Source organism: Streptomyces sp. NRRL WC-3605 (assembly GCF_001509795.1).
In the GTDB taxonomy this organism is placed as follows: domain Bacteria; phylum Actinomycetota; class Actinomycetes; order Streptomycetales; family Streptomycetaceae; genus Streptomyces; species Streptomyces viridochromogenes.
Genome location: NZ_LLZN01000054.1, coordinates 65,568 through 86,270 on the forward strand (window position 1 = coordinate 65,568; position 20,703 = coordinate 86,270).

Sequence of the window (20,703 nt, forward strand, 5' to 3'; positions counted from 1 at the left end):
CGGCCGGGCCCACGACGGGACGCCCGGCCACTCGATCCAAGGGACGCATGAACAACGCAGTGAACAACGGGGTCTGGTCCGGAAGCTGGGTCGCCGAACGGCTCGGAGTCCAGCTCGTGGGCGACGACACGCTCACCGACCTGCTGGGGCTGGCCCTGCGCCGCAACCCGAAACGAGCCCACCTCCTCGTCTCGAACGTGCTCGGCAAGCACGTACCCCAGTCACCCACCGTGGTCCACGACGCCGGACACGCCCTCGGCCGCCGCGTCCGCGACCTGCTGGGCGACGAGGACGCCGCCGCCGCGGTCGTCCTCGGCTACGCCGAGACCGCCACCGGCCTCGGCCACTGCGTCGCCGACGGCCTCGGCCTCGCGCCCTACCTGCACTCCACCCGCCGCCCCGTCCCCGGCGTCGCCCGCGCCGGCGGCTTCGAGGAGTCCCACTCCCACGCCACCTCCCACCTGCTGCTCCCCGAGGACCCCACCCTCCTCGTCGGCGACGGGCCCCTCGTCCTCGTCGACGACGAGTTCTCCACCGGCAACACGGTGCTGAACACCATCCGCGAACTCCACGAGCGCTACCCGCGCCGCCGCTACGTCGTCGTCGCCCTCGTCGACATGCGCTCCCCGGCCGACGCCGGACGCCTGGACGACCTCGCCCGCGAGATCGGCGCCCGCGTCGACCTCGTCACCGCCGCCACCGGCACCGTACGGCTCCCCGACGGAGTACTGGAGAAGGGCCAGGAACTCGTCGCACGCCACGAGACCGCGCCCCCGGCCCCCACCGGCACCACGGCACCCCCGCCCACCCGCGTCGACCTGCACTGGCCCGCGGGCCTCCCCGACGGCGGCCGGCACGGCTTCACTCCCGCCCACCGCACCCGGCTTGAGAACGCCCTGCCCGCCATGGCCGCCGGCCTGGCCCAGGCCCTCCCCGCAGGCGCCCGCCGCGTCCTCGTCCTCGGCTTCGAGGAACTCATGTACGCGCCGCTGCGGCTCGCCCGCGAACTCGAGCAGACCACCGGCCTCGACGTCCGCTACTCCACCACCACCCGCTCACCCGTCCTCGCCGTCGACGACCCCGGCTACGCGATACGCACCCGCCTCGTCTTCCCCGCCCACGACGACCCCGCCGACGGCCCCGGCGAGCGCTACGCCTACAACGTCGCAGGCGCCGGCTTCGACGCCGTCGTCACCGTCGTCGACTCCACCGCCGACACCCCCGCCCTGCACGACCCGGACGGACTCCTCGCCCAGCTCGCCGCCCAGACCCCGCACGTCCTGCTGGCCGTCGTCCCCTCGTACGTCCCCGGCCCCCTCGCCCTGCCCGAAAGGCCCCCGATGCTGCCCGAGCCCCTGCGCGGCCCCGCCTTCTCCTCGTACGCACCCGAGGAGGTCGGCTGGCTGCTCCAGGACCTCTCGGACGTCACCCTGGAGGCACCCACCGAGGAACGCGAGGAGGCCATCCAGAGCGGCGGCGCCCACTACGCCGAATCCCTGCCCGTCGAGTATCAGCCCAGCGAGCAGTACCAGGCGCTCTTCCACACCGCCCTCGCGGAGTCCGCCGGCCGCCTCGCCCAGGCCGTCGGAGCCGTCACCGAGATCGTCCTCGCCGAACGCTCACCCCGGCCCGTGCTCGTCTCCCTCGCCCGCGCCGGCACCCCCGTCGGCATCCTCATGCGCCGCTGGGCCCAGTTCCGGCACGGCCTCGAACTGCCCCACTACGCCGTGTCCATCGTGCGCGGCCGCGGCATCGACGCCAACGCCCTGCGCTGGCTCGCCCGCCACCACGACCCCCGCGACGTCGTCTTCGTCGACGGCTGGACCGGCAAGGGCGCCATCACCCGCGAACTCGCCACCGCGATACGCGGGTTCGAGGCCACCGACGGCATCACCGGCTTCGACCCCGAGATCGCCGTGCTCGCCGACCCCGGCTCCTGCGTCCGCACCTACGGCACCCGCGACGACTACCTCATCCCGTCCGCCTGCCTCAACTCCACCGTCTCCGGCCTGATCTCCCGCACCGTGCTGCGCGCCGACCTCGTCGGCCCCCACGACTTCCACGGCGCCAAGCACTACCGCGAACTCGCCGGCTCCGACGTCTCCGTCGCCTTCCTCGACGCCGTCTCCGCCCGCTTCCCCGACGTCACCGACACCGTCGACGCCACCGCCAAGGAACTCCTGTCCACCGACCGCACCCCCACCTGGGAAGGCTGGGCCGCCGTCGAACGCATCAGCGAGGAGTACGGCATCCACGACGTCAACCTCGTCAAGCCCGGCGTCGGCGAGACCACCCGCGTCCTGCTGCGCCGCGTCCCCTGGAAGATCCTCGCCCGCGCCGGAGCCGGCGCCGACCTCGACCACGTCCGCCTGCTCGCCGACCAGCGCGGCGTACCCGTCGAGGAGGTCCCCGAACTGCCCTACACCTGCGTCGGGTTGATCCACCCCAAGTACACCCGGGGCGCCACCGGCGCCGACGGCCGGGCGGTGAACCTCTGATGCCCGTCATCGTCGCCAGCGACCTCGACCGGACCCTGATCTACTCCTCCGCCGCGCTCGCGCTCACCATGCCCGACGCCCGCGCCCCACGCCTGCTCTGCGTCGAGGTCCACGAGAGCAGACCGCTGTCCTACATGACCGAGACGGCCGCCCAGCTGCTCACCGACCTCGGCGACCGCGCCCTCTTCGTCCCCACCACGACCCGCACCCGCAAGCAGTACCAGCGCATCAACCTGCCCGGGCCGCCCCCCACCTACGCCATCTGCGCCAACGGCGGGCACCTGCTCGTCGACGGCGTCTCCGACCCCGACTGGCACGCCCAGGTCACCGCCCGCCTCGCCGAGAGCTGCGCACCGCTCGCCGAGATCCAGGACCACCTGATGGCCACCGCCTCACCGGCCTGGGTCCGCAAGCACCGCGTCGCCGAGGACCTCTTCGCCTACCTCGTCGTCGAACGCGAACTGCTCCCCGAGGAATGGGTGAAGGAACTCGCCGTCTGGGCCGAGAACCGCGGCTGGACCGTCTCCCTCCAGGGCCGCAAGATCTACGCCGTCCCCAAACCGCTCACCAAGAGCGCCGCCCTGCGCGAACTCGCCCGCCGCACCGGCGCCGAACTCACCCTCGCCGCCGGGGACTCCCTGCTCGACGCCGACCTGCTGCTCGCCGCCGACCGCGGCTGGCGCCCCGGCCACGGCGAACTCGCCGACACCGCCTTCACCGCCCCCGCCGTCACCGCCCTGCCCGAACGAGGCGTCCTCGCGGGCGAGCGCATCCTGCGGGAGTTCCTGAAGACGGCCGGCACGACGACGGCCGGCGGAGCCGCAGGAAACTAGCCGCAGCACCCGCCACCACAGCAGCCGCCCCCGCCGGACGCCTTCGGCGCCGCGGGGGCGCTCGCCGTCCCACCGACGGCCACCGTCGACAGCAGCTTCACCGTGTCGTCGTGCCCGGCCGGGCAACTCGCCGGAGCGGACGACTCCGCCATCGGCCGGCTCAGTTCGAACGTGTCGCCGCAACTGCGGCAGCGGTACTCGTAGCGAGGCATGACCCCAGGTTAGCCCGGTCCGTGACCGCCGCCCCGCTCCTCACGGATCTGCGCCACCACCCGCGCCACCGACTGCCGCACCGCCTCCGTCTCCGTCAGGAAGTGCCAGTAGTCCGGATGCCGGCCCTCCAGCGTGCCGGCCGCCCGCTCCAGCCGCGCCACCGACTCGTCCAGCGGCCGCGCGTGCCGCGGATCCGGCGTGTTCCGCCCCGACATCGCCAGCCGCTGCGCGTCCCGGATCGCGAACCGCGTCCGGTCGATCTCCTGCTGCGGATCCTTCTGCACCGCGTTCAGCAGCCGCAGCCGGTCACCCGCCGCCGACACCGACTCGTCCGTCGTGTTCAACAACGCACGCACCGTCGACAGCAACGCCGTCGCGTCCGGCCAGCGCTGCTCGTCCCGCGCCGCCCGCGCCTCCCGCAGCTTCACCTCGGCCTGCCGCACATTCTCCGCGGCCACCTCCGGCACCCCCTGCAGGTCCTGCCAGCACGCCACCGTGAACCGCCGCCGCAACTCGCTCAGCACCGGCTCCACCTGCTCCGCCCGCGTCGTCAGCGCCTGCGCCCGCGTCCGCAGCGACACCAGCCGATGATCGATCTCCGCCGCCCGCTCCGGCAGCCGCTCCGCCTCCGCCCGGATCGCCCCGGCCTCCCGCGCGACCCGCTCCGCCCGCTCCAGCGTCTGCGGCACACCATGCCGCCCCGCGCCCTCGTTCAGCAGCGTCAGCTCCGGCCCCAGAGCCGCAAGCCGCGCCGCCAGATCGTCCGCCCGCAGGCCCGACTCCCGCACCGCGTCCAGCGCGTTCGACGCCGCGAGCAGCCCCTGCCGGGCCCGCTCCACCGCCGGCGCCAGCCGCGCCAGCTGCGTCTCCGCCTTCCCCAGCAGCGGCCCCAGCCCGTCCGCGAACCGCTCCAGCTCCCGCCGTACGCCGTCCAGGTCGTCCTTCGCCCGGCTCAGCTCTGCACGCGCCCGGCCGGCCGCCGCGGCCTCCAGGTCGTCACGGTCCAGATCGTGCGCGTCGACCGCCTGGATGTAACGGTGACTCGCCTCGTCGATCCGCCGGCCCAGCGCGTCGAAGTCGTCGATCGCCCGCAGGGCCGCAGGAGAGTCGTCCACGGCCGCGATCGTCTCTATCGAGATCCGCAGATCCCGCTGCGCGGTGTCCAGCTCGTAGAAGGCGGCCGCGGCGTCGTCCTTCGCGGCCTGCGCCTCCGCCCGCTGGTTCTCCGCCCGCCCGCCGAACCAGCGCCGGGTCCCCCCGCCCGCGAACGCGGCGGGAAGCGCGAGAACGGCGACGACGGGAAGGACGAGGGCCGGCACCAAGGGGTCCAGGGCACGACGCACACCGGGCCGCACCCGCACAGGACGGTGCCGCCGCGTCACGGGCGGCACGGACGGCGAGTTCGGCTGCTCAGGTGTCGCCGTCACATCCCTCTCCCGTGCTGTCATTCACCCTGCCGGTGTCATTCTCCCACCGGTGAAGGACGAACACACGGGCCGGTCAGTTCGCCGTTCGCACCGTGATGTTCCCGTCGCCGCTGCGGGCACTGATCCGCCGGGAGCTGGAGGCGTCCCGCGGCACGGACACGTCGACCGAACCGTCCCCGGCCTTCGCCTCCACCCGGTAACCGGCCCGCGGCACCTCCACCGTCACCGAACCGTCCCCGCTGCGCGTCTCCACCAGATCCGGCACGCTCCCCAGCGACAGCCGCACCGAGCCGTCACCGGTCTTCGCCCGCACCTCCCGCGACGCCACGTCGAACACCCGCACCGAACCGTCCCCGGTCTCCAGGTCCAGCGGCCCACTGGAGTCGCTGACCTGCACCGAACCGTCCCCGGTACGGATGTGCAACGGGTCCTCGAACCCCCGCGCCCGCACACTCCCGTCCCCGTCCAGCACCCGCACGGTGACCCCGCGCGGCACCTCGATCCGGTGCTTGGCCGAGCAGTCGGCGACCACCCCGGAGCACTTCTCCCGCAGCACCAGCCGGTCGTCCTTCATCGACCAGGTCACCTTCGGGTCCTCCCCGAACACCACCGACCCCTCGAACCACCGCGTCACCTCGACCGACCCCGCCTTGTGCCCCTCGGCCGCGACGATCTCCAGCGCCGAGTCGTCCGAGTCCACCGTCAGCGTCCGCCCCTCCAACGCGAACGACCGGTGCTCCGGCTCCGTGTCGTCCCCGGCGGACGCCCCGCACGCACTCACCCCCGCGACGAGCGCCACGAGCACCCCGGCGACGGCGATCCGAGCGGGAACGGTACGGGCCATGACGATCTCCCCCTGAGCTGTCCCGGACCTCTCCCGGCCCGGATTGCGACGATGCTCCGACCGTACGGACGAACGCCCCACAGGAGGATCCGGCCCACCACCGGACCGGGGGTGGGGGTAGCCCCCGGGTGCACCCGCCGGTGGACCGCCCGGGACCCCGGATATGGGTTTGTGGCCCGACGCCCGGGACAATGTAGGCTGTCGACTCGTTCTCGGGTGCGTAGCTCAGGGGTAGAGCGCCTGCCTTACAAGCAGGATGTCGGCGGTTCGAAACCGTCCGCGCCCACACGCAGGGAAGGACCCCGGTCGGGTGACCGGGGTCCTTTCGCGTGTCAGGGTGTCTCCTCCCGGTTCTCGTCCGCGTGCTTGAGCTTCATCCGGGCGTCGACCCGGGCAGCCCCGTCGAGCTGCGACCAGAAGCGGTGGCCGCTGACGAACACCGCGAGTTCGTGTTCGCGGCGGCGCAGCTTCTCGACCTCGGCCTGTTCGTCCTCCGTCCAGCCGGGGGAGGCCGGGCGCTCGATCTTGCGCCAGCCGTTGTCGTCGCTGAAGCCGTCCAGGGGCACGACCGACCAGGGCAGCCGTTTCAGCAGGGCCGACAGCTCGGCCCGGACCTGATGCAGCTCCTCCTGACCGGCGCGGAGGTCACTCGGAAAGTCATAGGGCGTAGCCACGGCTCAATGCTACGCCTGTTCGATTTAGGGGTGCGAGTCGCTTCGGGAGGTTCATGCGAACGGGTGTGTGAGGGGCGAGTGCGGACGCGGAAATCCGGTGGTGGGGCGCTGAGGCACCGCCTAGGTTCGCGCGCATGGTGGACGACTGCTTCGGGCATCCGCGGCTCGCCGCGCTCTACGATCCGCTCGACCCCGACCGCCGTGATCTCGACGTCTACGTGGCGATCGCGGAGGAGTTCGGGGCGCGGAGTGTGCTGGACATCGGGTGTGGCACGGGGGTGTTCGCGCTGCTGCTGGCCGATCGGGGGATCGAGGTCGTCGGTGTCGATCCCGCCGGGGCGTCCCTCGACGTGGCCCGGGCCAAGCCGGGCGGGGAGCGGGTGCGCTGGATCCACGGGGAGGCGACGGCGCTTCCGCCGCTGCGGGTGGACCTCGTGACGATGACGGCGAACGTGGCGCAGGCCATCGTCGAACCGGCCGTCTGGAGGGGGACGCTGCGGGGGGCCCGTGAGGCGCTGCGGCCGGGCGGACGGCTGGTCTTCGAGACGCGTGATCCGGCCCGGCGCGCCTGGGAGGAGTGGACGCGTGACCGGTCCCGCCGGGTGACGGAGGTGCCGGGGGCCGAGGCGGTCGAGACGTGGTTCGAGTTGCTGGACGTGCGGTTGCCGCTGGTGTCCTTCCGGTCGAACTTCGTGTTCGGCGCGGACGGGGCGGTGCTGACCTCGGATTCCACGTTGCGGTTCCGGGAGCGCGGGGAGGTGGAGGCGGATCTGGTCGCGGAGGGGTTCGTGGTGGACGAGGTGCGGGACGCGCCCGACCGGCCGGGGCGGGAGTTCGTCTTCGTCGCGCGGCGTCCGTGAGAGGTTCACGCGGTGGGCCCGTCGGGGGGAGACTGGGCGCATGTGCCGCAGCATCAAGACGCTTCGTCCACCCGCGATGCCCGAGGAGGCGACGGAGGACGAGATCCGCGCCGCCGCCCTCCAGTACGTACGCAAGGTGTCGGGTTTCCGGGCCCCGGCCGCACACAACCGCGAGGTCTTCGACCGTGCCGTCGAGGTGATCGCGCAGGCCACGGCCGAGCTGCTCGACGGCCTGGAGGTCAGGGGGCAGGCCGCCCGGCAGGCGGGCTGAGCCGAGCCGGTCCGGCGTCAGTAGCGCTGGGCCTTGGCGATCTCGGCGGTCAGCCGGGGCTCGGGGGGCTTGCGGCTGATGGCGACGGGCTCGGCGCGTTCGCCGGGTCCGAGGTCCTCGGCGCCGACGAACCGGGTCTCGACGACCTTGCCGTCCGGGTCGCGGAAGTCGACCTGCACGGCGTAGGACGCGGTGTCGTCCGTGCGGTTGGTGATGGCCACGACGACGGCGAGCAGGTTGCCGGTGTCGGCGCGGGGCTTTCCGGTGAGGGAGACGTCGGCGGTGGCGTTGCCGCGTCCGTCGACGTTCTTGAGCTGCTTCTGCGCTGCGTCGTTGGCCCGTTTGACCTCGGCCGACACCGAGGCCTCGAACTCGGAGGCGCGGGCGGAGGCGGAGGAGGCGGCGGCCGAGGCGCGTTCGCGGGCGGACGCCTCCAGGGAGGACAGGCCGGGCGCCGGCGAGCCGGAGAAGGAGGCCGTGTCGGGGGGTGTCGGGGTGGGGCGGGCGGACGCGGCGCCGTCGCCGTCGTCGTCCCCGCCGCAGGCCACGAGTCCCGTCGCGCCGAGGGCCGCGAGGAGGAGTGCGGCCAGGGCGGTGCGTGCGCGGGGCCGTCGGGGTGGTGTCGTCGCCTTCGGCGCGCGAGCGCTCATGGGGTCCCTTTCGGACGCGAACACATCGGCCGGGCCGGGTGGCCTCTCGATGTGACCCATCGTGCACGCGGCGGAGCCTCCCGGCCACTCAGGGTCACCGGGAGTGCGGTCGGGTGCGGGCCTCTCGTTTGGGTCATGCCGGGCTCGCTGATCCGGCCTGATCCCAACGAACGACCCTAGGCGGGGGTGCGGCGCATCAGGAACGTGGCCACGGCTCCGGCGCCGAAGAGCGCCGCGACGGAGACGAGCGTGGCCACCCAGGTCGCGCCGAGCCACTGGGCGCCGAGGTAGCCGAGGGCGACGCTGTAGATCGCCCAGGCGAGACCGGCGACGGCGGACCAGGGCAGGAAGTCGCGGGGGCTGCGGCGGGTGGCGCCGGCGCCGAAGGAGACCAGGGATCGGCCGGCCGGGGCGAAGCGGGCGAGGACGACGAGGGCGCCGCCGCCGCGCGACAGGGCGGCGCCGAGACGTTCCTGCGCGGCGGCGAGCCGGCGGGAGCGGGCGAGGGCGCGGTCGAGGCGAGGGCCGCCGCGCCAGGCGAGCCGGTAGGCGACGAGGTCGCCGAGGACGGAGGCCGTGGCGGCGCACAGGGTGAGGGCGAGGATGTCGGGGACGTCGTCGGGGACCTGGCCGGTCGCGGCGCCGGAGCCGGCGGCCGCCGCCGTGGCCGCGGTGATGACGAGGACGCCGCTGGGCAGGACCGGCAGGAACACGTCCAGCAGGACCGACAGCCCGACGGCCGCGTAGATCCATGGGGCCGCCGTCAGCGATCCCACGTCCGCGAGACTTTCGAGCACCGCAACTCCCCGGTTTCACCCCCGTGGCCAACCGTGCCGCGGTGTCGCGGGGGAGCGGCAGGAGCGGCCTGTGTCAGCCATACAGCGTACGCCGCTGGTGTGACATCCGGTTCATCGGGGGCTCGTGTGTTCGGCGTGAACCGTTCACCGCGTCGTACGGACGGGTCAGCGGCTGAGGTCGGTCTCCATGACCGTTTGCAGCCGTGCCGGTGCGCCGCGTCCCGCCCGCGCCTGTTCCAGCCGCAGCCGGGCCGCGCGTCCGTCGAGGGTCAGGGTCATCAGCTGGTTGCCGAACCAGGGGCCGCCGGTGCGGCGCCAGTCGATGCCCGGGCGCCGGGAGCGGCCGTGTCCGGCGATCCAGCCGCCGAGGCCGCGCGCGAGTCCGCTCCAGCCGAAGCGGAAGCCGAACCGCATGGCGGCGGGGATCGCGTTGTGCACGGGCGAGCAGGTGAGCTGGAGGACGCGGGCGCGGGGGCCTTCGGAGCCGGGCCAGGTGGGTTCGGCGACGTAGGCGTGGTGGACGTCGCCGGACAGGACGCACACGGTGGCGGGGGCGTCCGGGCCGGACCCGGCCTCGGCGACGAGGTCGGTCAGGGCGTCGAAGGACTCGGGGAAGGCGGCCCAGTGCTCCAGGTCGGCCGCGCGGCGCAGCTTCTCCCCGAGCCGTGCCCAGCGGGTGCCCCTGTCGCCCCGGCACAGCGCGGAACTCCACGCCTCGACGTCGTGCACCAGGTTGGGCAGCAGCCAGGGCAGGGACGTGCCGATGAGCAGGTGGTCGTAGGAGCCCCGCTCGTCGAGGGTCTGTTCGCGCACCCAGTCGGCCTCGGCCGGGTCGAGCATGGAGCGCCGGCCCTCCTCCAGGACGCGGGCCGCGCGGCTGTCCACCATCACGACGCGTACCCGGCCGAAGTCACGCCGGTAGCTCCAGCGCACGGTGGCCGCGTCCTCCTCGGCCCGGGCGGCGAAGGCCCGCAGTGCCTCGGTGCCGTCGTCGGCCTCCCGGACGGAGGCGTACAGCGGGTCGGCCTCCAGCTCGGCGGGGGAGAGGTTGCCCAGGTGCTGGTACACCCAGTACGACATCAGGCCGCTGAGCACCCGCTTGTGCCACCACGAGGTGGCACGCATGTCGGCGACCCAGGCGGCGGAGGTGTTCCAGTCGTCGATCAGATCGTGGTCGTCGAAGATCATGCAGGTGGGCACGGTGGACAGCAGCCAGCGCACCTGCGGGTCGAGCCAGGACTCGTAGTAGAGGTGGGTGTACTCCTCGTAGTCGGCCACCTGTCCGCCCGGGGGGTCGTCCAGGTCGCGGCGGGTCGCGAGCCACTCGCGGGTGGCGTCGGAGGTCTCGTCGGCGTACACCTGGTCGCCGAGGAGCAGCAGGACGTCGGGGCGTTCGCCGTCCGGATCGGCGGCGATGCGTTTCGCGAGGGCGTCCAGGGCGTCCGGGCCGACCGGGTCGGGTTCCCCGGTGGGCGGAGAGGCCCAGCGGCAGGAGCCGAACGCGACGCGTACCTGGCCGTCCGGGCCCGGGATGGGAATGACGGACGGTGGGAGCGACGGGAAAGGGTCCTCGGCCGCCGGCCACACCCGGGTGTCGTCCAGGAAGACTTCGTAGGGGGTGGCCGTCCCCGGTGTGAGACCGGTGACGTGGACGAGCGCGTAATGGTGATCCGCGACACGGAAGGTGCCGGCCGTCCCGCCGGACCCGTCCGCGCAGCGCACCTCGACGGCGCCCGGTCGGTGGGTCTCGACCCAGATGGTGGCGGACGAGCCGTCGATGTACCTCAGCAGTGGTCCGAGCCGCAGTCCGGCCATGGTGAGCCCCTTCCTCCGTCGCCCCGTTACGGTACGCAGCGACGGAGGCCGCCGGGAAGATCCGCGCTCAGCAGCTCGCGAGGTGGTTCTGCAGCGCGGACTTCTCGGCCGAGTCGACGGAGAGGTCGTAGTAGTACTTCACCTGCACCCAGGCGCGGACGTAGGTGCAGCGGTAGGCGGTGCGGGAGGGCATCCAGGTGGCGGGGTCCTGGTCGCCCTTGGACTGGTTGACGTCGTCGGTGACGGCGATGAGCTGGGGCCGGGTCAGGTCGTTGGCGAACGACTGGCGCCGGGAGGTGGTCCAGGAGCCGGCGCCGGAGTCCCAGGCCTCGGCGAGCGGGACGAGGTGGTCGATGTCGAGGTCGGAGGCGGCGGTCCAGGTGGCGCCGTCGTAGGGGGAGTACCAGCTGCCGCTGGTGGCGGCGCAGGAGGAGTCGGTGACGACGCCGGAGCCGTCGCGCTTGAGGACGGTCTCGCGGGTGTTGCAGGTGCCGGACTGGGTGATCCAGTGCGGGAAGAGGTCGCGGCTGTAGCCGGTGCGGTTCTCGGTGGCGACGGTGAGCTGGGAGAGGTAGCCGCGCGCGGTGGCGGCGCTGACCGGGGTGGGGAGGGCGGCGGAGGCCTGCGGGCCGTTGAAGAGTCCGACGGAGGCGATGACGCCGGTCAGCGCCGCGAGTATGCTGACGCGTCGACGCGCGTAGAACGTGGGCATGCGAACTCCCTTGTGGGATGGGGGTGTTGGCGTCCGGGCACGGGAATGCTCGCGACGCCGTGTTGCGGGGAGGTGTGCGCGCGGTAAGAAGCTAATGGCGCGTACATGACATAACAAGGTTTACGACGAAACGTTTCGCGTATGATGGGGGCAGCAGAAGGGGAGTAGCTCTTCGCCGGACCGTCGACATACTGCTCAGCTCGTCTGAGCCGGCGCCCGGAGGCGGACCTCGGTCACGGGGTCGGCCAGCGAGACCTTCGGCAAGCAGTGCACGTCCGTACCTCCGGTGCGGGCGACCCGTGCGCTCCGTGCCGAGGTGTCGCAGCGCAGAGCGCACTCTCGGCGGGGCAGCCCCGACCGATTGAGGACCCTTGATCAGCCTGACCGTGGCGGCCGTCGTCTTCGGCGTCGTCTTCCTCGCCGAACTGCCCGACAAGACCGCGCTCGCCGGACTCGTGCTCGGCACCCGCTACCGCGCCTCGTACGTCTTCGCCGGGGTCGCCGCCGCCTTCACCGTGCACGTCGTGCTCGCCGTGGCGGCCGGCAGCGTGCTGACGCTGCTGCCCCAGCAGATCGTGCACGCCGTGACCGGCGTCCTCTTCCTGGGTGGCGCGGCCGTGCTGCTGCTGAAGAAGGACGAGGGCGAGGAGGACATCCGCAAGCCCGAGAACCAGTCCTTCTGGAAGGTGTCCGGCGCCGGCTTCATGCTCATCCTGGTCGCCGAGTTCGGGGACCTGACGCAGATCATGACCGCCAACCTCGCCGCCCGCTACGACGACCCGCTGTCCGTCGGCATCGGCGCGGTGCTGGCGCTGTGGAGCGTGGCCGCTCTCGGGATCGTCGGCGGCAAGGCGCTGATGCGCCGCGTGCCGCTGAAGCTGATCACGAGGATAGCGGCGCTGCTCATGCTGGGCCTGGGTGTGTGGAGCCTCTACGAGGCGATCGCCTGAGCCCCGGCGGGTACCCGTGACCCGTACGGCGCGAGCTGAACGGCCGGCGAACGTTCCCGGATGCGGTGGCGCGAACGGCCCTCGGTTTTGTACCGTAGAAAAACAAAGTGGCTCCGCCCGTTTTCCCTGACCGGCGGGCGGATCCACCTTGTCCCTCCCGGGGGCCGCCCCGGCACCCCCGTGCCCCACCCCCTGTCTTGGAGTAGCCGATGCCGGCCGCCACCGTTCCCACCGTGCTCACCGCCCGTGCCCTCCTGCTCGACATGGACGGCACCCTCGTCAACTCCGACGCCGTGGTCGAGCGCATCTGGCGCCGCTGGGCCGACCGGCACGGGCTGGACGGCGACGAGGTGATGAAGGTCGTGCACGGACGGCAGGGCTACGCCTCGATGGCCCTCCTGCTGCCCGGCCGCCCCATGGAGCAGAACCACGCGGACAACGCGCGCATGCTCGCCGAGGAGACCGCCGACATGGACGGCGTGGTGCCGGTGCCCGGCGCCGCCGCGTTCCTGGCCTCCCTGCGCGGGCTGCCCCACGCCCTCGTCACCTCGGCCGACGTGGCGCTGTCCACCGCGCGGATGGCCGCCGCCGGTCTCGCGCTGCCGGACGTGCGGGTGACCGCCGAGTCCGTCGGCGCCAGCAAGCCCGACCCCGAGGGCTTCCTCAAGGGCGCCGCGGAACTCGGTGTCGACCCGGCCGACTGCGTCGTCTTCGAGGACTCCGGCGCCGGCATCCAGGCCGGGCGCGCCGCGGGGATGCGGGTCGTCGGCGTCGGGCCGCGCGCCGGGCTCCACGGGCCCGACGTACTCGTCCAGGATCTGCGGCGGGTGCGGGTGGAGGCCATCGGCGGCGGAGCGGTCCGGCTCGTCGTCGGGTGACCGCCCGCGTGGGGCTCGGGCTCGGGGTCTCTCGCCCCCGCCGCCCCTACCCGTCCCGTCCCCGGGGGCTGCCGCCCACGGACCCCCGCCTCGGCCCCGGACGGGCCTCGTCATCACACGCCGTACGGGCTGGATCCGCTGCGTCCCGGCCTCCGGCCGCTCCCGCGTCTTTCAGGTCGTACGGCCCGACGTGCTGGTCCGAGTCTGCGGCAGGTGCGTGTGGAGGTTGCCGGGTGGCGTCACGGCTCGCTGGTCTCCGACTCCAGCCGCTGCCGCGTCTTCAGGTCGTACACGCCCCACTCCTGCGGCCAGATGCCCCGCGCCCACTGGTACCGGGAGACCGCGTCCTGCAGATGCTGGTCGTAGGTGCCCCGGGCCGAACGGTTGTACAGGCGCAGCTGCGTCAGGCGCAGTTCCAGCTCCACGACCTCCGGGCCCTGTGAGCCCCGGCCCAGGACGGGCGGATCCGGGTCGGCGGCGAGGTTCCCGTCCGCGGGCGCGCTGCTCGCGGCCGTGCTGGGGCTCTGCTCCGGCTCGGCCGAGGCCGACGGCGTCGGGGAGGCGTCGGTCTCGGAGGACGACGGGGACGGCGACTCCGTCGGGCTGCCGGACGGGGACGCGGACGCCGACGCCGACGCGGAGGCCGACGGGGCCACGGCGGTGGCGCCCGGCGCCCGCGTCGTCTCCGAGGTGCTCGCCGACGCGGCAGGCACTCCCGCTCTGACGTCCTTCGGCTGCGCCTCGTCCCGCGACGGGGCGTCGTACGCGAACAGCCCGCTCGCCAGGCCCGCCGCCGCGACCACGGCGACGACCGCGCCGCCCGCGCCCAGCAGGACCGTCCGCCGGCGCCGCCCGCCCGCCGCGGCCCCGCGGCTGCCGCCGTCCACGGCCCGCAGGCTGGCGGTCGCCGGGTCGAACAGGCTCAGGTCCTGGGCGCTCGGCGCGCTCGCACCGGACGCCAGCGGCGTGGGCAGCGCGGAGGCCGGCGCGGCAGGCGCCGGGACCGCGCGCAGCGCCATCGTCTCCCCGTCGTCCGGCGGGGCGCCGCCCTCCAGCTCCACATATGGGCGTATGCGCAGCGGATCGAAGTCCTCCGCCGCGGCCGCCTCGGCCGTACGCGCCTCGCGCAGCGCGTCCGACACGTCCTGGGCACAACCGCACTCCGGGGTGCGGTCGGCCGCCCTCGCCGTCCCGCACCGCGGGCACGCACGGCCGTCCGGGCGCTCTGTGCCCCCGGCCCCCTCGGTTCCCCTCGGCTCCGTCACGCGTCGGTCCCTCCCCTCGCGAACTCCCCAGATTATGCAGACGCTCTCCACGGCTCCTTCGCATACCCCGGCCAAGACCCGCTCCCTGGAGGACTCAACAGGCCATAACGGGATACAGCGATCACGATGGAGGGGAAAACGAGACCGTCGGGAGGTCTTCATGGCCGGGGATGCGCACGGCAGGGCGGGGGAAGTGCGTGACACGCAGCCACCGAAGAGGCGGGCCGAGCCGCACGAGAACGTGTCCGGCAACGTCCTCGTCTCGATCGGCGCGCTGCTCCTCGGCATGCTGCTCGCCGCGCTCGACCAGACCATCGTCTCGACCGCGCTGCCGACCATCGTCAGCGACCTCGGCGGCCTGGAGCACCTGTCCTGGGTCGTGACGGCCTATCTGCTGGCGTCCACGGCCGCGACCCCGCTGTGGGGCAAGCTCGGCGACCAGTACGGGCGCAAACGGCTCTACCAGATCGCGATCGTCATCTTCCTCGTCGGCTCCGCCCTGTGCGGCATGGCGCAGGACATGACCCAGCTCATCGCCTTCCGCGCCCTGCAGGGGCTGGGCGGCGGCGGCCTCATCGTGCTGTCCATGGCGATCGTCGGGGACATCGTCCCGCCCCGCGAACGCGGCCGCTACCAGGGGCTGTTCGGGGCCGTGTTCGGCGCCACCAGCGTTCTCGGGCCGCTGCTCGGCGGCGTGTTCACCGAGCATCTGAGCTGGCGGTGGGTGTTCTACGTCAACCTGCCCGTCGGCGTCGTCGCGCTCGCCGTCATCGCGCTCGTGCTGCACATCCCGCGCCGGAGCACCAAGCACGTCATCGACTACCTCGGCACCCTCCTGATCGCCACCGTCGCCACCGGCCTGGTGCTGGTGGCGTCCCTCGGCGGGACGACCTGGGGGTGGGGCTCGGCGCAGATCGTGGGGCTCGCGGTGGCCTCCGTCGTGCTCGCGTTCGTCTTCGTCGCCGTGGAGCACCGGGCCGCCGAACCCGTGCTGCCGCTCAAGCTGTTCCGGGTGCGCACGTTCACGCTGTCCGCCGTCATCAGCTTCATCGTCGGCTTCGCCATGTTCGGCGCGATGACCTACCTGCCGACGTTCCTCCAGGTCGTCCAGGGCATCAGCCCCACGCTGTCCGGGGTCCACATGCTCCCGATGGTCGCCGGCATGCTGCTGTCGTCCACCGGGTCCGGGCAGATCGTCAGCCGCACCGGCCGCTGGAAGGTCTTCCCGATCGCCGGCACCGGGGTCACCGCCCTCGGGCTGCTGCTCCTGCACCAGCTCGACACCGGCACCTCCACCGCCGTGATGAGCGTGTACTTCTTCGTCTTCGGGCTCGGCCTCGGCCTGGTCATGCAGGTCCTCGTGCTGATCGTGCAGAACGCCGTCCCCTACGAGGACCTCGGCGTCGCCACCTCGGGCGCCACGTTCTTCCGCTCCATCGGCGCCTCCTTCGGCGTCGCCATCTTCGGCACGATCTTCGCCAGCCGCCTCGACGGCCTGCTCGTGGACGCCTTCCGCGGAGTGGAACTGCCGCCCGGCGCCTCCCTCGACGGCCTGGAGGCCGACCCGCGCGGCATCGCCGGACTGCCCGCCGCCCTGCGCCCGGCCGCGCTCGACGCGTACGCGACGGCCATCACCGACGTCTTCCTGTACGCCGTCCCGGTGGCCCTGCTCGGCTTCCTGCTGGCCTGGTTCCTGCGCGAGGACAAGCTGCGCGGATCGGTGACCGCCCCCGACGTCACCGAGACCCTGGCCAGCAACCCGGTCGAACGCTCCTCGTACGACGAGGTGTGCCGTGCCCTGTCGGTGCTCGGCACCCGAGAGGGCCGCAAGCAGATCTACGCGACCATCACCGAGCGGGCCGGGTACGACCTGCTGCCCGCGGCCGGCTGGCTGCTGCTGCGGATCAAGCGGTACGGCTGGGTCGAGCCGGTCGTCCTCACCGAACGCACCTCCGTGCCGCTGCGGGTCATCCTGGACGCCGCCCGGCAGGTGGAGGGACGCGGACTGGCCGTCCGTGAAGGGGTCGACCTCGTGCTCACCGACCGGGGCCGCGAGGTCGCCGAGGACCTGGCCCGCGTCCGGGAGGAGTCGCTGGCCGAGATGCTGGGGGACTGGTGGGGGCCCGACCGGCCCACCGACCTGGTCCAGCTGGTGAAGGAGCTCAACTCCGAACTGTGCGGCTCCGACCGGGAGCAGCCGCACAACGGGGCGCGGCCCGCCGAGGCGTGAGGCGCTGCGGACGTCAGGCCAGCGCCTTGGCGAACCAGTGCTCGGCGTACACGTCGTCGTTGTGCGGGGCGGTCTCCGCGTAGCCGAGCCGCGCGTACAGGGCGCGGGCCTCGACCAGGTCGTGCCGGGTGTCGAGGACCATGCGAGCGGCCCCGAGGGCCTGCGCGGCCTCCTCGGCGGCCCGCACCAGCGCCGGCCCGCCGCCCCGGCCGCGCAGCGCGTCGCGGACGAACACCCGCGTCAGCTCGGCCGTTCCGGGCTCCAGCAGCCGCACGCCCGCCGTGCCGGCCGGCTCACCCGCCCACCGGGCCACCAGCAACGCGCCGTGCGGGGGCCGCAGTTCGTCCCCGGTGGGCGCGGCGATCTCCCGCTCCAGCTCCGCCGGGTCGGTACGCCGCCCCTCGTGCAGCAGGTACCAGCGGTCGCTGACCTCCGTGTAGTACGCCCGCCAGAGCGCCACGGCGGCGGGGGAGTCGGGGGCTTCGGGGGTCACGGTCCAGGACATGGCCGCCATCGTGGCACCGGGGCCGGGGCGGCGGCACCTGGTTTGTGCGGGGCGACGGTCCCGGCGGTGCGGATAAAAGCCGCATACCGCCAACGGCCGTATGTCGTCCGCCCCGTGGCCGTTTGAGACGCCCTTTACCGGCAACCCGACGTCCATGTCAACTGGCGTGATCATTCTGATCGTGATTGCGGTCGTCGTCGTCCTCGGCGTGGCCGCCCTGGCCCTGCGCACCCGTGGTGCCCAGGGCAGCCGGGGCCTGAAGCGGCGCTTCGGGCCCGAATACGAACGGGCCGTGGCCCGCCACGACGGGAACACCAAGGCGGCCGAGCACGAGCTCGCCCAACTCGTCGAGCGGCACGGCGGGCTGAAGAAGCGCGCCCTGGACCCGGCCGAGGCCGAGCGCTTCGAGACGCGCTGGGCGGCGGCCCAGGAGCACTTCGTCGACGAGCCCCGCGAGGCCGTCGCGGAGGCCGAGCGGCTGCTCGCCGAGGCGGCGGAAACCCGCGGCTTCCCGGCCGGTGACCGGTACGAGGAGCAGCTGGAGGCGCTCGCCGTCCACCACGCTCCTCATGTGCAGGGCTACCGGCACCTGCACCACGTCGCCCGCAACGGGGCCGACACGGAGGAGATGCGCGCGGCCCTGCTGGAGGGGCGCGGCCTGTTCGAGGAACTCGTCGGAGGGTCCCGTCGGACCTCCGAACGCACACACGCGGGGAGGAGCTGAGGCAGATGAAGGACGTCACCGACACCGACGCACGTGAGGACGCCCGGACCGGGTCCGGCCCGGACCGGTGGCCCACCGCCGCCGAGGACGGGCGGAACGGCGCACACGACGGCACCGCGCACGACGCCGCCGGCCTGCGCGACGCCCACGAGCCCGGCACCCCGGGCACGGGCACGGACGCCGCCTCCCTCGGGCGGACGGCCCCCGGCACCGACGGCACGCACGCGGCGCACGGGACCCATGGGACGCAGGGCGGTCACGAGACCCACGCGTCTCACGGCACACACGGGGTTCACGGCACTGACGGCACCGGGACCCACGGCAGCCATGAGCCCGGCACCCCGGGCGCGGGCACGGGCGCCGCTTCCCTCGGGCGGACGGCCCCCGGTACCGACGGCACGCACGCGGCGCACGGGACCCATGGGACGCACGGCGGTCACGAGACCCACGCGTCTCACGGCACGCATGCGGCGCACGGCGCCCACGAGCCCGGCAAGCACGGCGCCACCGGCGCCGGTGCCACGCACGCCGCCCTTCTGCCGGACGGCGAGCGCGACCGGCTGGAGCTGCGTGTGCGGGACGCCGTGACCCACTTCGTCGACCGGCCGCGGGCCGCCGTCGAGGAGGCCGACGGTGCCGTCGAGGACCTGCTCGGGCGGCTCACCGAGGCTCTGGCCGAGCGTCGCAGCACCCTGCGCAGGTCCTGGCAGGACTCGGACGGGACCGCCGACACCGAGCAGCTGCGTCTGGCGCTGCGCGACTACCGCGAGCTGGCCGAACGGCTCCTACACGTCTGACACGTCCGACACGTCCGACGCATCCGATACGTCCGTCCCGTCCGCCGCCCGGCGTCCCTCCCGGCGCTGCCGCCACTCCCGTACGACCTCGTCGACGTCGTACGGCCGGCGGCCCAGGGGAGGGCCGGGCGGCGGCTTCAGCAGCATGTCGCGGATCTTGACGTTCACGTCCGTGACGATCTTCCGGGCGGCCCGCTCCGTCGGCGCCGCGTACGCCGCCTCCAGCGCGTCCTCGGCCTCCTTGCGCAGCGCCAGCGCCGGGGGCAGCACCGACAGGCCCTCGCGGGCCATCTTGCGCTTGACCCACCACAGTTCGTCGTACGGCTCCTCCAGGTCGCGCGGCAGCGGCCGGCCGGCGCCGGGCAGGCGGTCGAAGTCGCCGCGCCCCTGCGCCTCGCTGATCTGGTGGTCCACCCAGGACTCGAACGGCACGCCGGGGGGCTTTCGCTCGGTCATGAGTTCATTGTGCCGGACACGATCGCACCGGGCGATTTAGTATGCGGCGTCGATGGTCGAACCGGCCGTCGGGCAAGGACGTTTCAGGAGGAGCGCACGTGCTCGAACTCACCATGGCCGCCGTGTCCGCGGCGGACGAGGGCGCCACGGCCGGCATGCTCATGGCCGACGCGCCCAGCGAGCCGGGCGCCGTGCTCCGGGTCGGCCGGGACCGGTCCGTGTGCCGGCTGGCGACCCCCGACGACTGGCTGTTCGTCTCGCGCGTCCACCTGGAGTTCCAGTGCGCCGCCGACGGCAGCTGGCACGTGACCTGGCTGCGCGGATCGCAGCCCGACCCGTCCTCAGAGGTGCGCATGACCGTCGCCGGTCACGTCCAGCCGGTCGGGTACGGCCAGACCGTGTCGCTGCCGAGGGGCGGCAGCGGCGAGATCGTCGTCCACGACCGCACCGCCCCGCGCAGCGTCAACGTCGGCTTCTTCCACGAGGGCTGACCCGGCCCGGCCCCCTCACGCCCGCACCCGGGCCAGCACGAACCCGTCGTAGCCCTTGGCGCCGACCGTCTGCACCGCCGTCGCGGCCAACCGCGGGTGCCGGCCGATCAGTTCCACGGCGGCCCGGGTGCCCCGTACGTCCGGCGCGTCGCTGCCGGCGTCCAGGACGGCGCCGCCCCGCACCACGTTGTCGACGACGATCAGGCTGCCCGTGCTGGTGAGCCGCAGCGCCCACTCCACGTAGTGCGGGTTGTTGGCCTTGTCGGCGTCGATGAACACCAGGTCGAAGGGCGCGGGGTTCTCGTCGGCCAGCTTGGGCAGCGACTCCAGGGCCGGGCCCACCCGGACCTGCACGATCCGGTCCAGGCCCGCCCGCGCCAGGTTGCGGGTGGCCACCTCGGCGTGCCGGGCGTCGTACTCCAGCGTGACCAGCCGGCCGTCGGCGGGCAGCGCGCGGGCCAGCCAGATCGTGGAGTACCCGCCGAGCGTGCCGATCTCCAGGATGCTGCGGGCGCCCTGGATCTCGGCGAGGAGCCGCAGCAGCTTCCCCTGGGGCGCGGTGACGCTGATGCTCGGCAGGCCCGCCGCGTCGCTCTCGCGCCGGGCCGCCTCCAGGGCTTCGTCCTCCCGGGCCAGCTGATCGGTGAAGTACGCGTCGACATCGCCCCAGAGTTCGGACTCGCTCATCGCACTGCCTTTCGGACTGCCGGCCGGGCGTACCGGCCGGATCGCGGCTGACGCTCCAGCATCCCCCGCGGACGCGGCGGCCGGGGGTACCCGCCCGCCGCGTCACCGGAGGCGAAGGGGCGGACC

The 20,703-nt window shown here is 73.5% G+C and carries 22 protein-coding genes and 1 tRNA gene; 11 read left to right on the plus strand and 12 right to left on the minus strand.

Features of this window, described 5'->3' with window-relative positions; all coding sequences use genetic code 11:
* Nucleotides 1-47: 47 nt before the first annotated feature.
* Nucleotides 48-2,498, plus strand: coding sequence for a phosphoribosyltransferase (locus tag ADL34_RS16425; protein WP_062667311.1), 2,451 nt, complete (start codon nucleotides 48-50; stop codon nucleotides 2,496-2,498).
* Nucleotides 2,498-3,331 (plus strand): hypothetical protein, encoded by an 834-nt coding sequence (locus tag ADL34_RS16430; RefSeq protein ID WP_062667313.1) that lies wholly within the window; start codon nucleotides 2,498-2,500, stop codon nucleotides 3,329-3,331. The genes ADL34_RS16425 and ADL34_RS16430 overlap by 1 nt, the downstream gene beginning before the upstream one ends.
* Here ADL34_RS16430 and ADL34_RS34860 read toward each other — a convergent pair.
* The 3 genes from ADL34_RS34860 to ADL34_RS16440 form a co-directional block, all read right to left on the minus strand.
* The gene (locus tag ADL34_RS34860; protein WP_079033540.1) at nucleotides 3,328-3,543 is read right to left on the minus strand and encodes an FmdB family zinc ribbon protein; all 216 of its coding nucleotides are present in this window, start codon (nucleotides 3,541-3,543) and stop codon (nucleotides 3,328-3,330) included. The two genes, ADL34_RS16430 and ADL34_RS34860, sit on opposite strands and share 4 nt — an antisense overlap.
* Before the next feature lie 9 nt (nucleotides 3,544-3,552).
* Complete coding sequence (locus ADL34_RS16435) at nucleotides 3,553-4,971, minus strand: hypothetical protein (RefSeq protein ID WP_062667315.1); 1,419 nt, start codon at nucleotides 4,969-4,971, stop codon at nucleotides 3,553-3,555.
* A 73-nt stretch (nucleotides 4,972-5,044) separates the two neighbouring features.
* A complete protein-coding gene (locus ADL34_RS16440; RefSeq protein ID WP_062667317.1) occupies nucleotides 5,045-5,815 on the minus strand; it encodes a DUF4097 family beta strand repeat-containing protein in 771 nt (256 codons plus the stop codon).
* A gap of 214 nt (nucleotides 5,816-6,029) precedes the next feature.
* Here ADL34_RS16440 and ADL34_RS16445 point away from each other — a divergent pair.
* Nucleotides 6,030-6,101: transfer RNA gene (locus tag ADL34_RS16445), tRNA-Val, on the plus strand.
* A gap of 46 nt (nucleotides 6,102-6,147) precedes the next feature.
* Here ADL34_RS16445 and ADL34_RS16450 read toward each other — a convergent pair.
* Nucleotides 6,148-6,489, minus strand: a complete 342-nt coding sequence (locus ADL34_RS16450) for a hypothetical protein (protein ID WP_062667319.1) — start codon at nucleotides 6,487-6,489, stop codon at nucleotides 6,148-6,150.
* Nucleotides 6,490-6,623: 134 nt separating this feature from the next.
* Here ADL34_RS16450 and ADL34_RS16455 point away from each other — a divergent pair, with 134 nt between their 5' ends.
* A complete protein-coding gene (locus ADL34_RS16455) occupies nucleotides 6,624-7,349 on the plus strand; it encodes a class I SAM-dependent methyltransferase (protein WP_062667322.1) in 726 nt (241 codons plus the stop codon).
* A gap of 40 nt (nucleotides 7,350-7,389) precedes the next feature.
* Nucleotides 7,390-7,620, plus strand: coding sequence for a DUF2277 domain-containing protein (locus ADL34_RS16460; protein ID WP_062667324.1), 231 nt, complete (start codon nucleotides 7,390-7,392; stop codon nucleotides 7,618-7,620).
* Between the two features lie 17 nt (nucleotides 7,621-7,637).
* Here the strand turns inward: ADL34_RS16460 and ADL34_RS16465 are convergent, their stop codons facing one another.
* The 4 genes from ADL34_RS16465 to ADL34_RS16480 all read right to left on the minus strand — a co-directional run bounded on the left by ADL34_RS16465 (nucleotide 7,638) and on the right by ADL34_RS16480 (nucleotide 11,594).
* Entirely contained in the window at nucleotides 7,638-8,270 is a 633-nt protein-coding gene (locus ADL34_RS16465) for a hypothetical protein (protein ID WP_062667326.1), read from the minus strand.
* Between the two features lie 176 nt (nucleotides 8,271-8,446).
* Complete coding sequence (locus ADL34_RS16470) at nucleotides 8,447-9,067, minus strand: DedA family protein (RefSeq protein ID WP_062667328.1); 621 nt, start codon at nucleotides 9,065-9,067, stop codon at nucleotides 8,447-8,449.
* A 165-nt stretch (nucleotides 9,068-9,232) separates the two neighbouring features.
* Nucleotides 9,233-10,882 carry an alkaline phosphatase D family protein gene (locus tag ADL34_RS16475; protein WP_062667330.1) on the minus strand — a complete coding sequence of 550 codons (1,650 nt, stop codon included), beginning with the start codon at nucleotides 10,880-10,882 and terminating at the stop codon, nucleotides 9,233-9,235.
* A gap of 67 nt (nucleotides 10,883-10,949) precedes the next feature.
* Nucleotides 10,950-11,594, minus strand: a complete 645-nt coding sequence (locus tag ADL34_RS16480) for an HNH endonuclease family protein (RefSeq protein ID WP_062667332.1) — start codon at nucleotides 11,592-11,594, stop codon at nucleotides 10,950-10,952.
* Between the two features lie 371 nt (nucleotides 11,595-11,965).
* Between ADL34_RS16480 and ADL34_RS16485 the strand changes: the two genes are divergently transcribed.
* Nucleotides 11,966-12,544 (plus strand): TMEM165/GDT1 family protein, encoded by a 579-nt coding sequence (locus tag ADL34_RS16485; protein ID WP_062667334.1) that lies wholly within the window; start codon nucleotides 11,966-11,968, stop codon nucleotides 12,542-12,544.
* Nucleotides 12,545-12,753: 209 nt separating this feature from the next.
* Nucleotides 12,754-13,422, plus strand: coding sequence for an HAD family hydrolase (locus ADL34_RS16490; RefSeq protein ID WP_062667336.1), 669 nt, complete (start codon nucleotides 12,754-12,756; stop codon nucleotides 13,420-13,422).
* Nucleotides 13,423-13,661: 239 nt separating this feature from the next.
* On the opposite strand, the gene ADL34_RS16495 is transcribed toward ADL34_RS16490, so the two are convergent.
* Nucleotides 13,662-14,564 (minus strand): peptidoglycan-binding domain-containing protein, encoded by a 903-nt coding sequence (locus tag ADL34_RS16495; protein ID WP_234375034.1) that lies wholly within the window; start codon nucleotides 14,562-14,564, stop codon nucleotides 13,662-13,664.
* Nucleotides 14,565-14,847: 283 nt separating this feature from the next.
* On the opposite strand from ADL34_RS16495, the gene ADL34_RS16500 reads away from it, so the two are divergent.
* Nucleotides 14,848-16,917 carry an MDR family MFS transporter gene (locus tag ADL34_RS16500; RefSeq protein ID WP_062667340.1) on the plus strand — a complete coding sequence of 690 codons (2,070 nt, stop codon included), beginning with the start codon at nucleotides 14,848-14,850 and terminating at the stop codon, nucleotides 16,915-16,917.
* A 13-nt stretch (nucleotides 16,918-16,930) separates the two neighbouring features.
* Here the strand turns inward: ADL34_RS16500 and ADL34_RS16505 are convergent, their stop codons facing one another.
* Complete coding sequence (locus ADL34_RS16505) at nucleotides 16,931-17,422, minus strand: GNAT family N-acetyltransferase (RefSeq protein WP_199835582.1); 492 nt, start codon at nucleotides 17,420-17,422, stop codon at nucleotides 16,931-16,933.
* A 154-nt stretch (nucleotides 17,423-17,576) separates the two neighbouring features.
* Here ADL34_RS16505 and ADL34_RS16510 point away from each other — a divergent pair, with 154 nt between their 5' ends.
* Complete coding sequence (locus tag ADL34_RS16510; RefSeq protein WP_234375035.1) at nucleotides 17,577-18,146, plus strand: hypothetical protein; 570 nt, start codon at nucleotides 17,577-17,579, stop codon at nucleotides 18,144-18,146.
* Between the two features lie 5 nt (nucleotides 18,147-18,151).
* Nucleotides 18,152-18,943, plus strand: coding sequence for a hypothetical protein (locus ADL34_RS36385; RefSeq protein WP_062667344.1), 792 nt, complete (start codon nucleotides 18,152-18,154; stop codon nucleotides 18,941-18,943).
* On the opposite strand, the gene ADL34_RS16520 is transcribed toward ADL34_RS36385, so the two are convergent.
* Nucleotides 18,932-19,399 (minus strand): DUF1992 domain-containing protein, encoded by a 468-nt coding sequence (locus tag ADL34_RS16520; protein WP_062667346.1) that lies wholly within the window; start codon nucleotides 19,397-19,399, stop codon nucleotides 18,932-18,934. The genes ADL34_RS36385 and ADL34_RS16520 overlap by 12 nt on opposite strands.
* 98 nt (nucleotides 19,400-19,497) lie before the next feature.
* On the opposite strand from ADL34_RS16520, the gene ADL34_RS16525 reads away from it, so the two are divergent.
* Nucleotides 19,498-19,890 carry an FHA domain-containing protein gene (locus tag ADL34_RS16525; protein ID WP_062667348.1) on the plus strand — a complete coding sequence of 131 codons (393 nt, stop codon included), beginning with the start codon at nucleotides 19,498-19,500 and terminating at the stop codon, nucleotides 19,888-19,890.
* 15 nt (nucleotides 19,891-19,905) lie between these two features.
* Here ADL34_RS16525 and ADL34_RS16530 read toward each other — a convergent pair whose 3' ends face one another.
* Nucleotides 19,906-20,577 carry an O-methyltransferase gene (locus ADL34_RS16530; protein ID WP_062667350.1) on the minus strand — a complete coding sequence of 224 codons (672 nt, stop codon included), beginning with the start codon at nucleotides 20,575-20,577 and terminating at the stop codon, nucleotides 19,906-19,908.
* Nucleotides 20,578-20,703 lie beyond the last annotated feature (126 nt).

What these genes read in the sequence shown, in the direction of transcription:
- ADL34_RS16480 (WP_062667332.1), bottom strand. Translation starts at nt 11,594, where the DNA reads ATGCCCACGTTCTACGCGCGTCGACGCGTCAGCATACTCGCGGCGCTG.
- ADL34_RS16500 (WP_062667340.1), top strand. Translation starts at nt 14,848, where the DNA reads ATGGCCGGGGATGCGCACGGCAGGGCGGGGGAAGTGCGTGACACGCAG.
- ADL34_RS16475 (WP_062667330.1), bottom strand. Translation starts at nt 10,882, where the DNA reads ATGGCCGGACTGCGGCTCGGACCACTGCTGAGGTACATCGACGGCTCG.
- ADL34_RS36385 (WP_062667344.1), top strand. Translation starts at nt 18,152, where the DNA reads ATGAAGGACGTCACCGACACCGACGCACGTGAGGACGCCCGGACCGGG.
- ADL34_RS16460 (WP_062667324.1), top strand. Translation starts at nt 7,390, where the DNA reads ATGTGCCGCAGCATCAAGACGCTTCGTCCACCCGCGATGCCCGAGGAG.
- ADL34_RS16510 (WP_234375035.1), top strand. Translation starts at nt 17,577, where the DNA reads ATGTCAACTGGCGTGATCATTCTGATCGTGATTGCGGTCGTCGTCGTC.
- ADL34_RS34860 (WP_079033540.1), bottom strand. Translation starts at nt 3,543, where the DNA reads ATGCCTCGCTACGAGTACCGCTGCCGCAGTTGCGGCGACACGTTCGAA.
- ADL34_RS16465 (WP_062667326.1), bottom strand. Translation starts at nt 8,270, where the DNA reads ATGAGCGCTCGCGCGCCGAAGGCGACGACACCACCCCGACGGCCCCGC.
- ADL34_RS16440 (WP_062667317.1), bottom strand. Translation starts at nt 5,815, where the DNA reads ATGGCCCGTACCGTTCCCGCTCGGATCGCCGTCGCCGGGGTGCTCGTG.
- ADL34_RS16455 (WP_062667322.1), top strand. Translation starts at nt 6,624, where the DNA reads ATGGTGGACGACTGCTTCGGGCATCCGCGGCTCGCCGCGCTCTACGAT.
- ADL34_RS16430 (WP_062667313.1), top strand. Translation starts at nt 2,498, where the DNA reads ATGCCCGTCATCGTCGCCAGCGACCTCGACCGGACCCTGATCTACTCC.
- ADL34_RS16425 (WP_062667311.1), top strand. Translation starts at nt 48, where the DNA reads ATGAACAACGCAGTGAACAACGGGGTCTGGTCCGGAAGCTGGGTCGCC.
- ADL34_RS16530 (WP_062667350.1), bottom strand. Translation starts at nt 20,577, where the DNA reads ATGAGCGAGTCCGAACTCTGGGGCGATGTCGACGCGTACTTCACCGAT.
- ADL34_RS16490 (WP_062667336.1), top strand. Translation starts at nt 12,754, where the DNA reads ATGCCGGCCGCCACCGTTCCCACCGTGCTCACCGCCCGTGCCCTCCTG.
- ADL34_RS16505 (WP_199835582.1), bottom strand. Translation starts at nt 17,422, where the DNA reads ATGTCCTGGACCGTGACCCCCGAAGCCCCCGACTCCCCCGCCGCCGTG.
- ADL34_RS16520 (WP_062667346.1), bottom strand. Translation starts at nt 19,399, where the DNA reads ATGACCGAGCGAAAGCCCCCCGGCGTGCCGTTCGAGTCCTGGGTGGAC.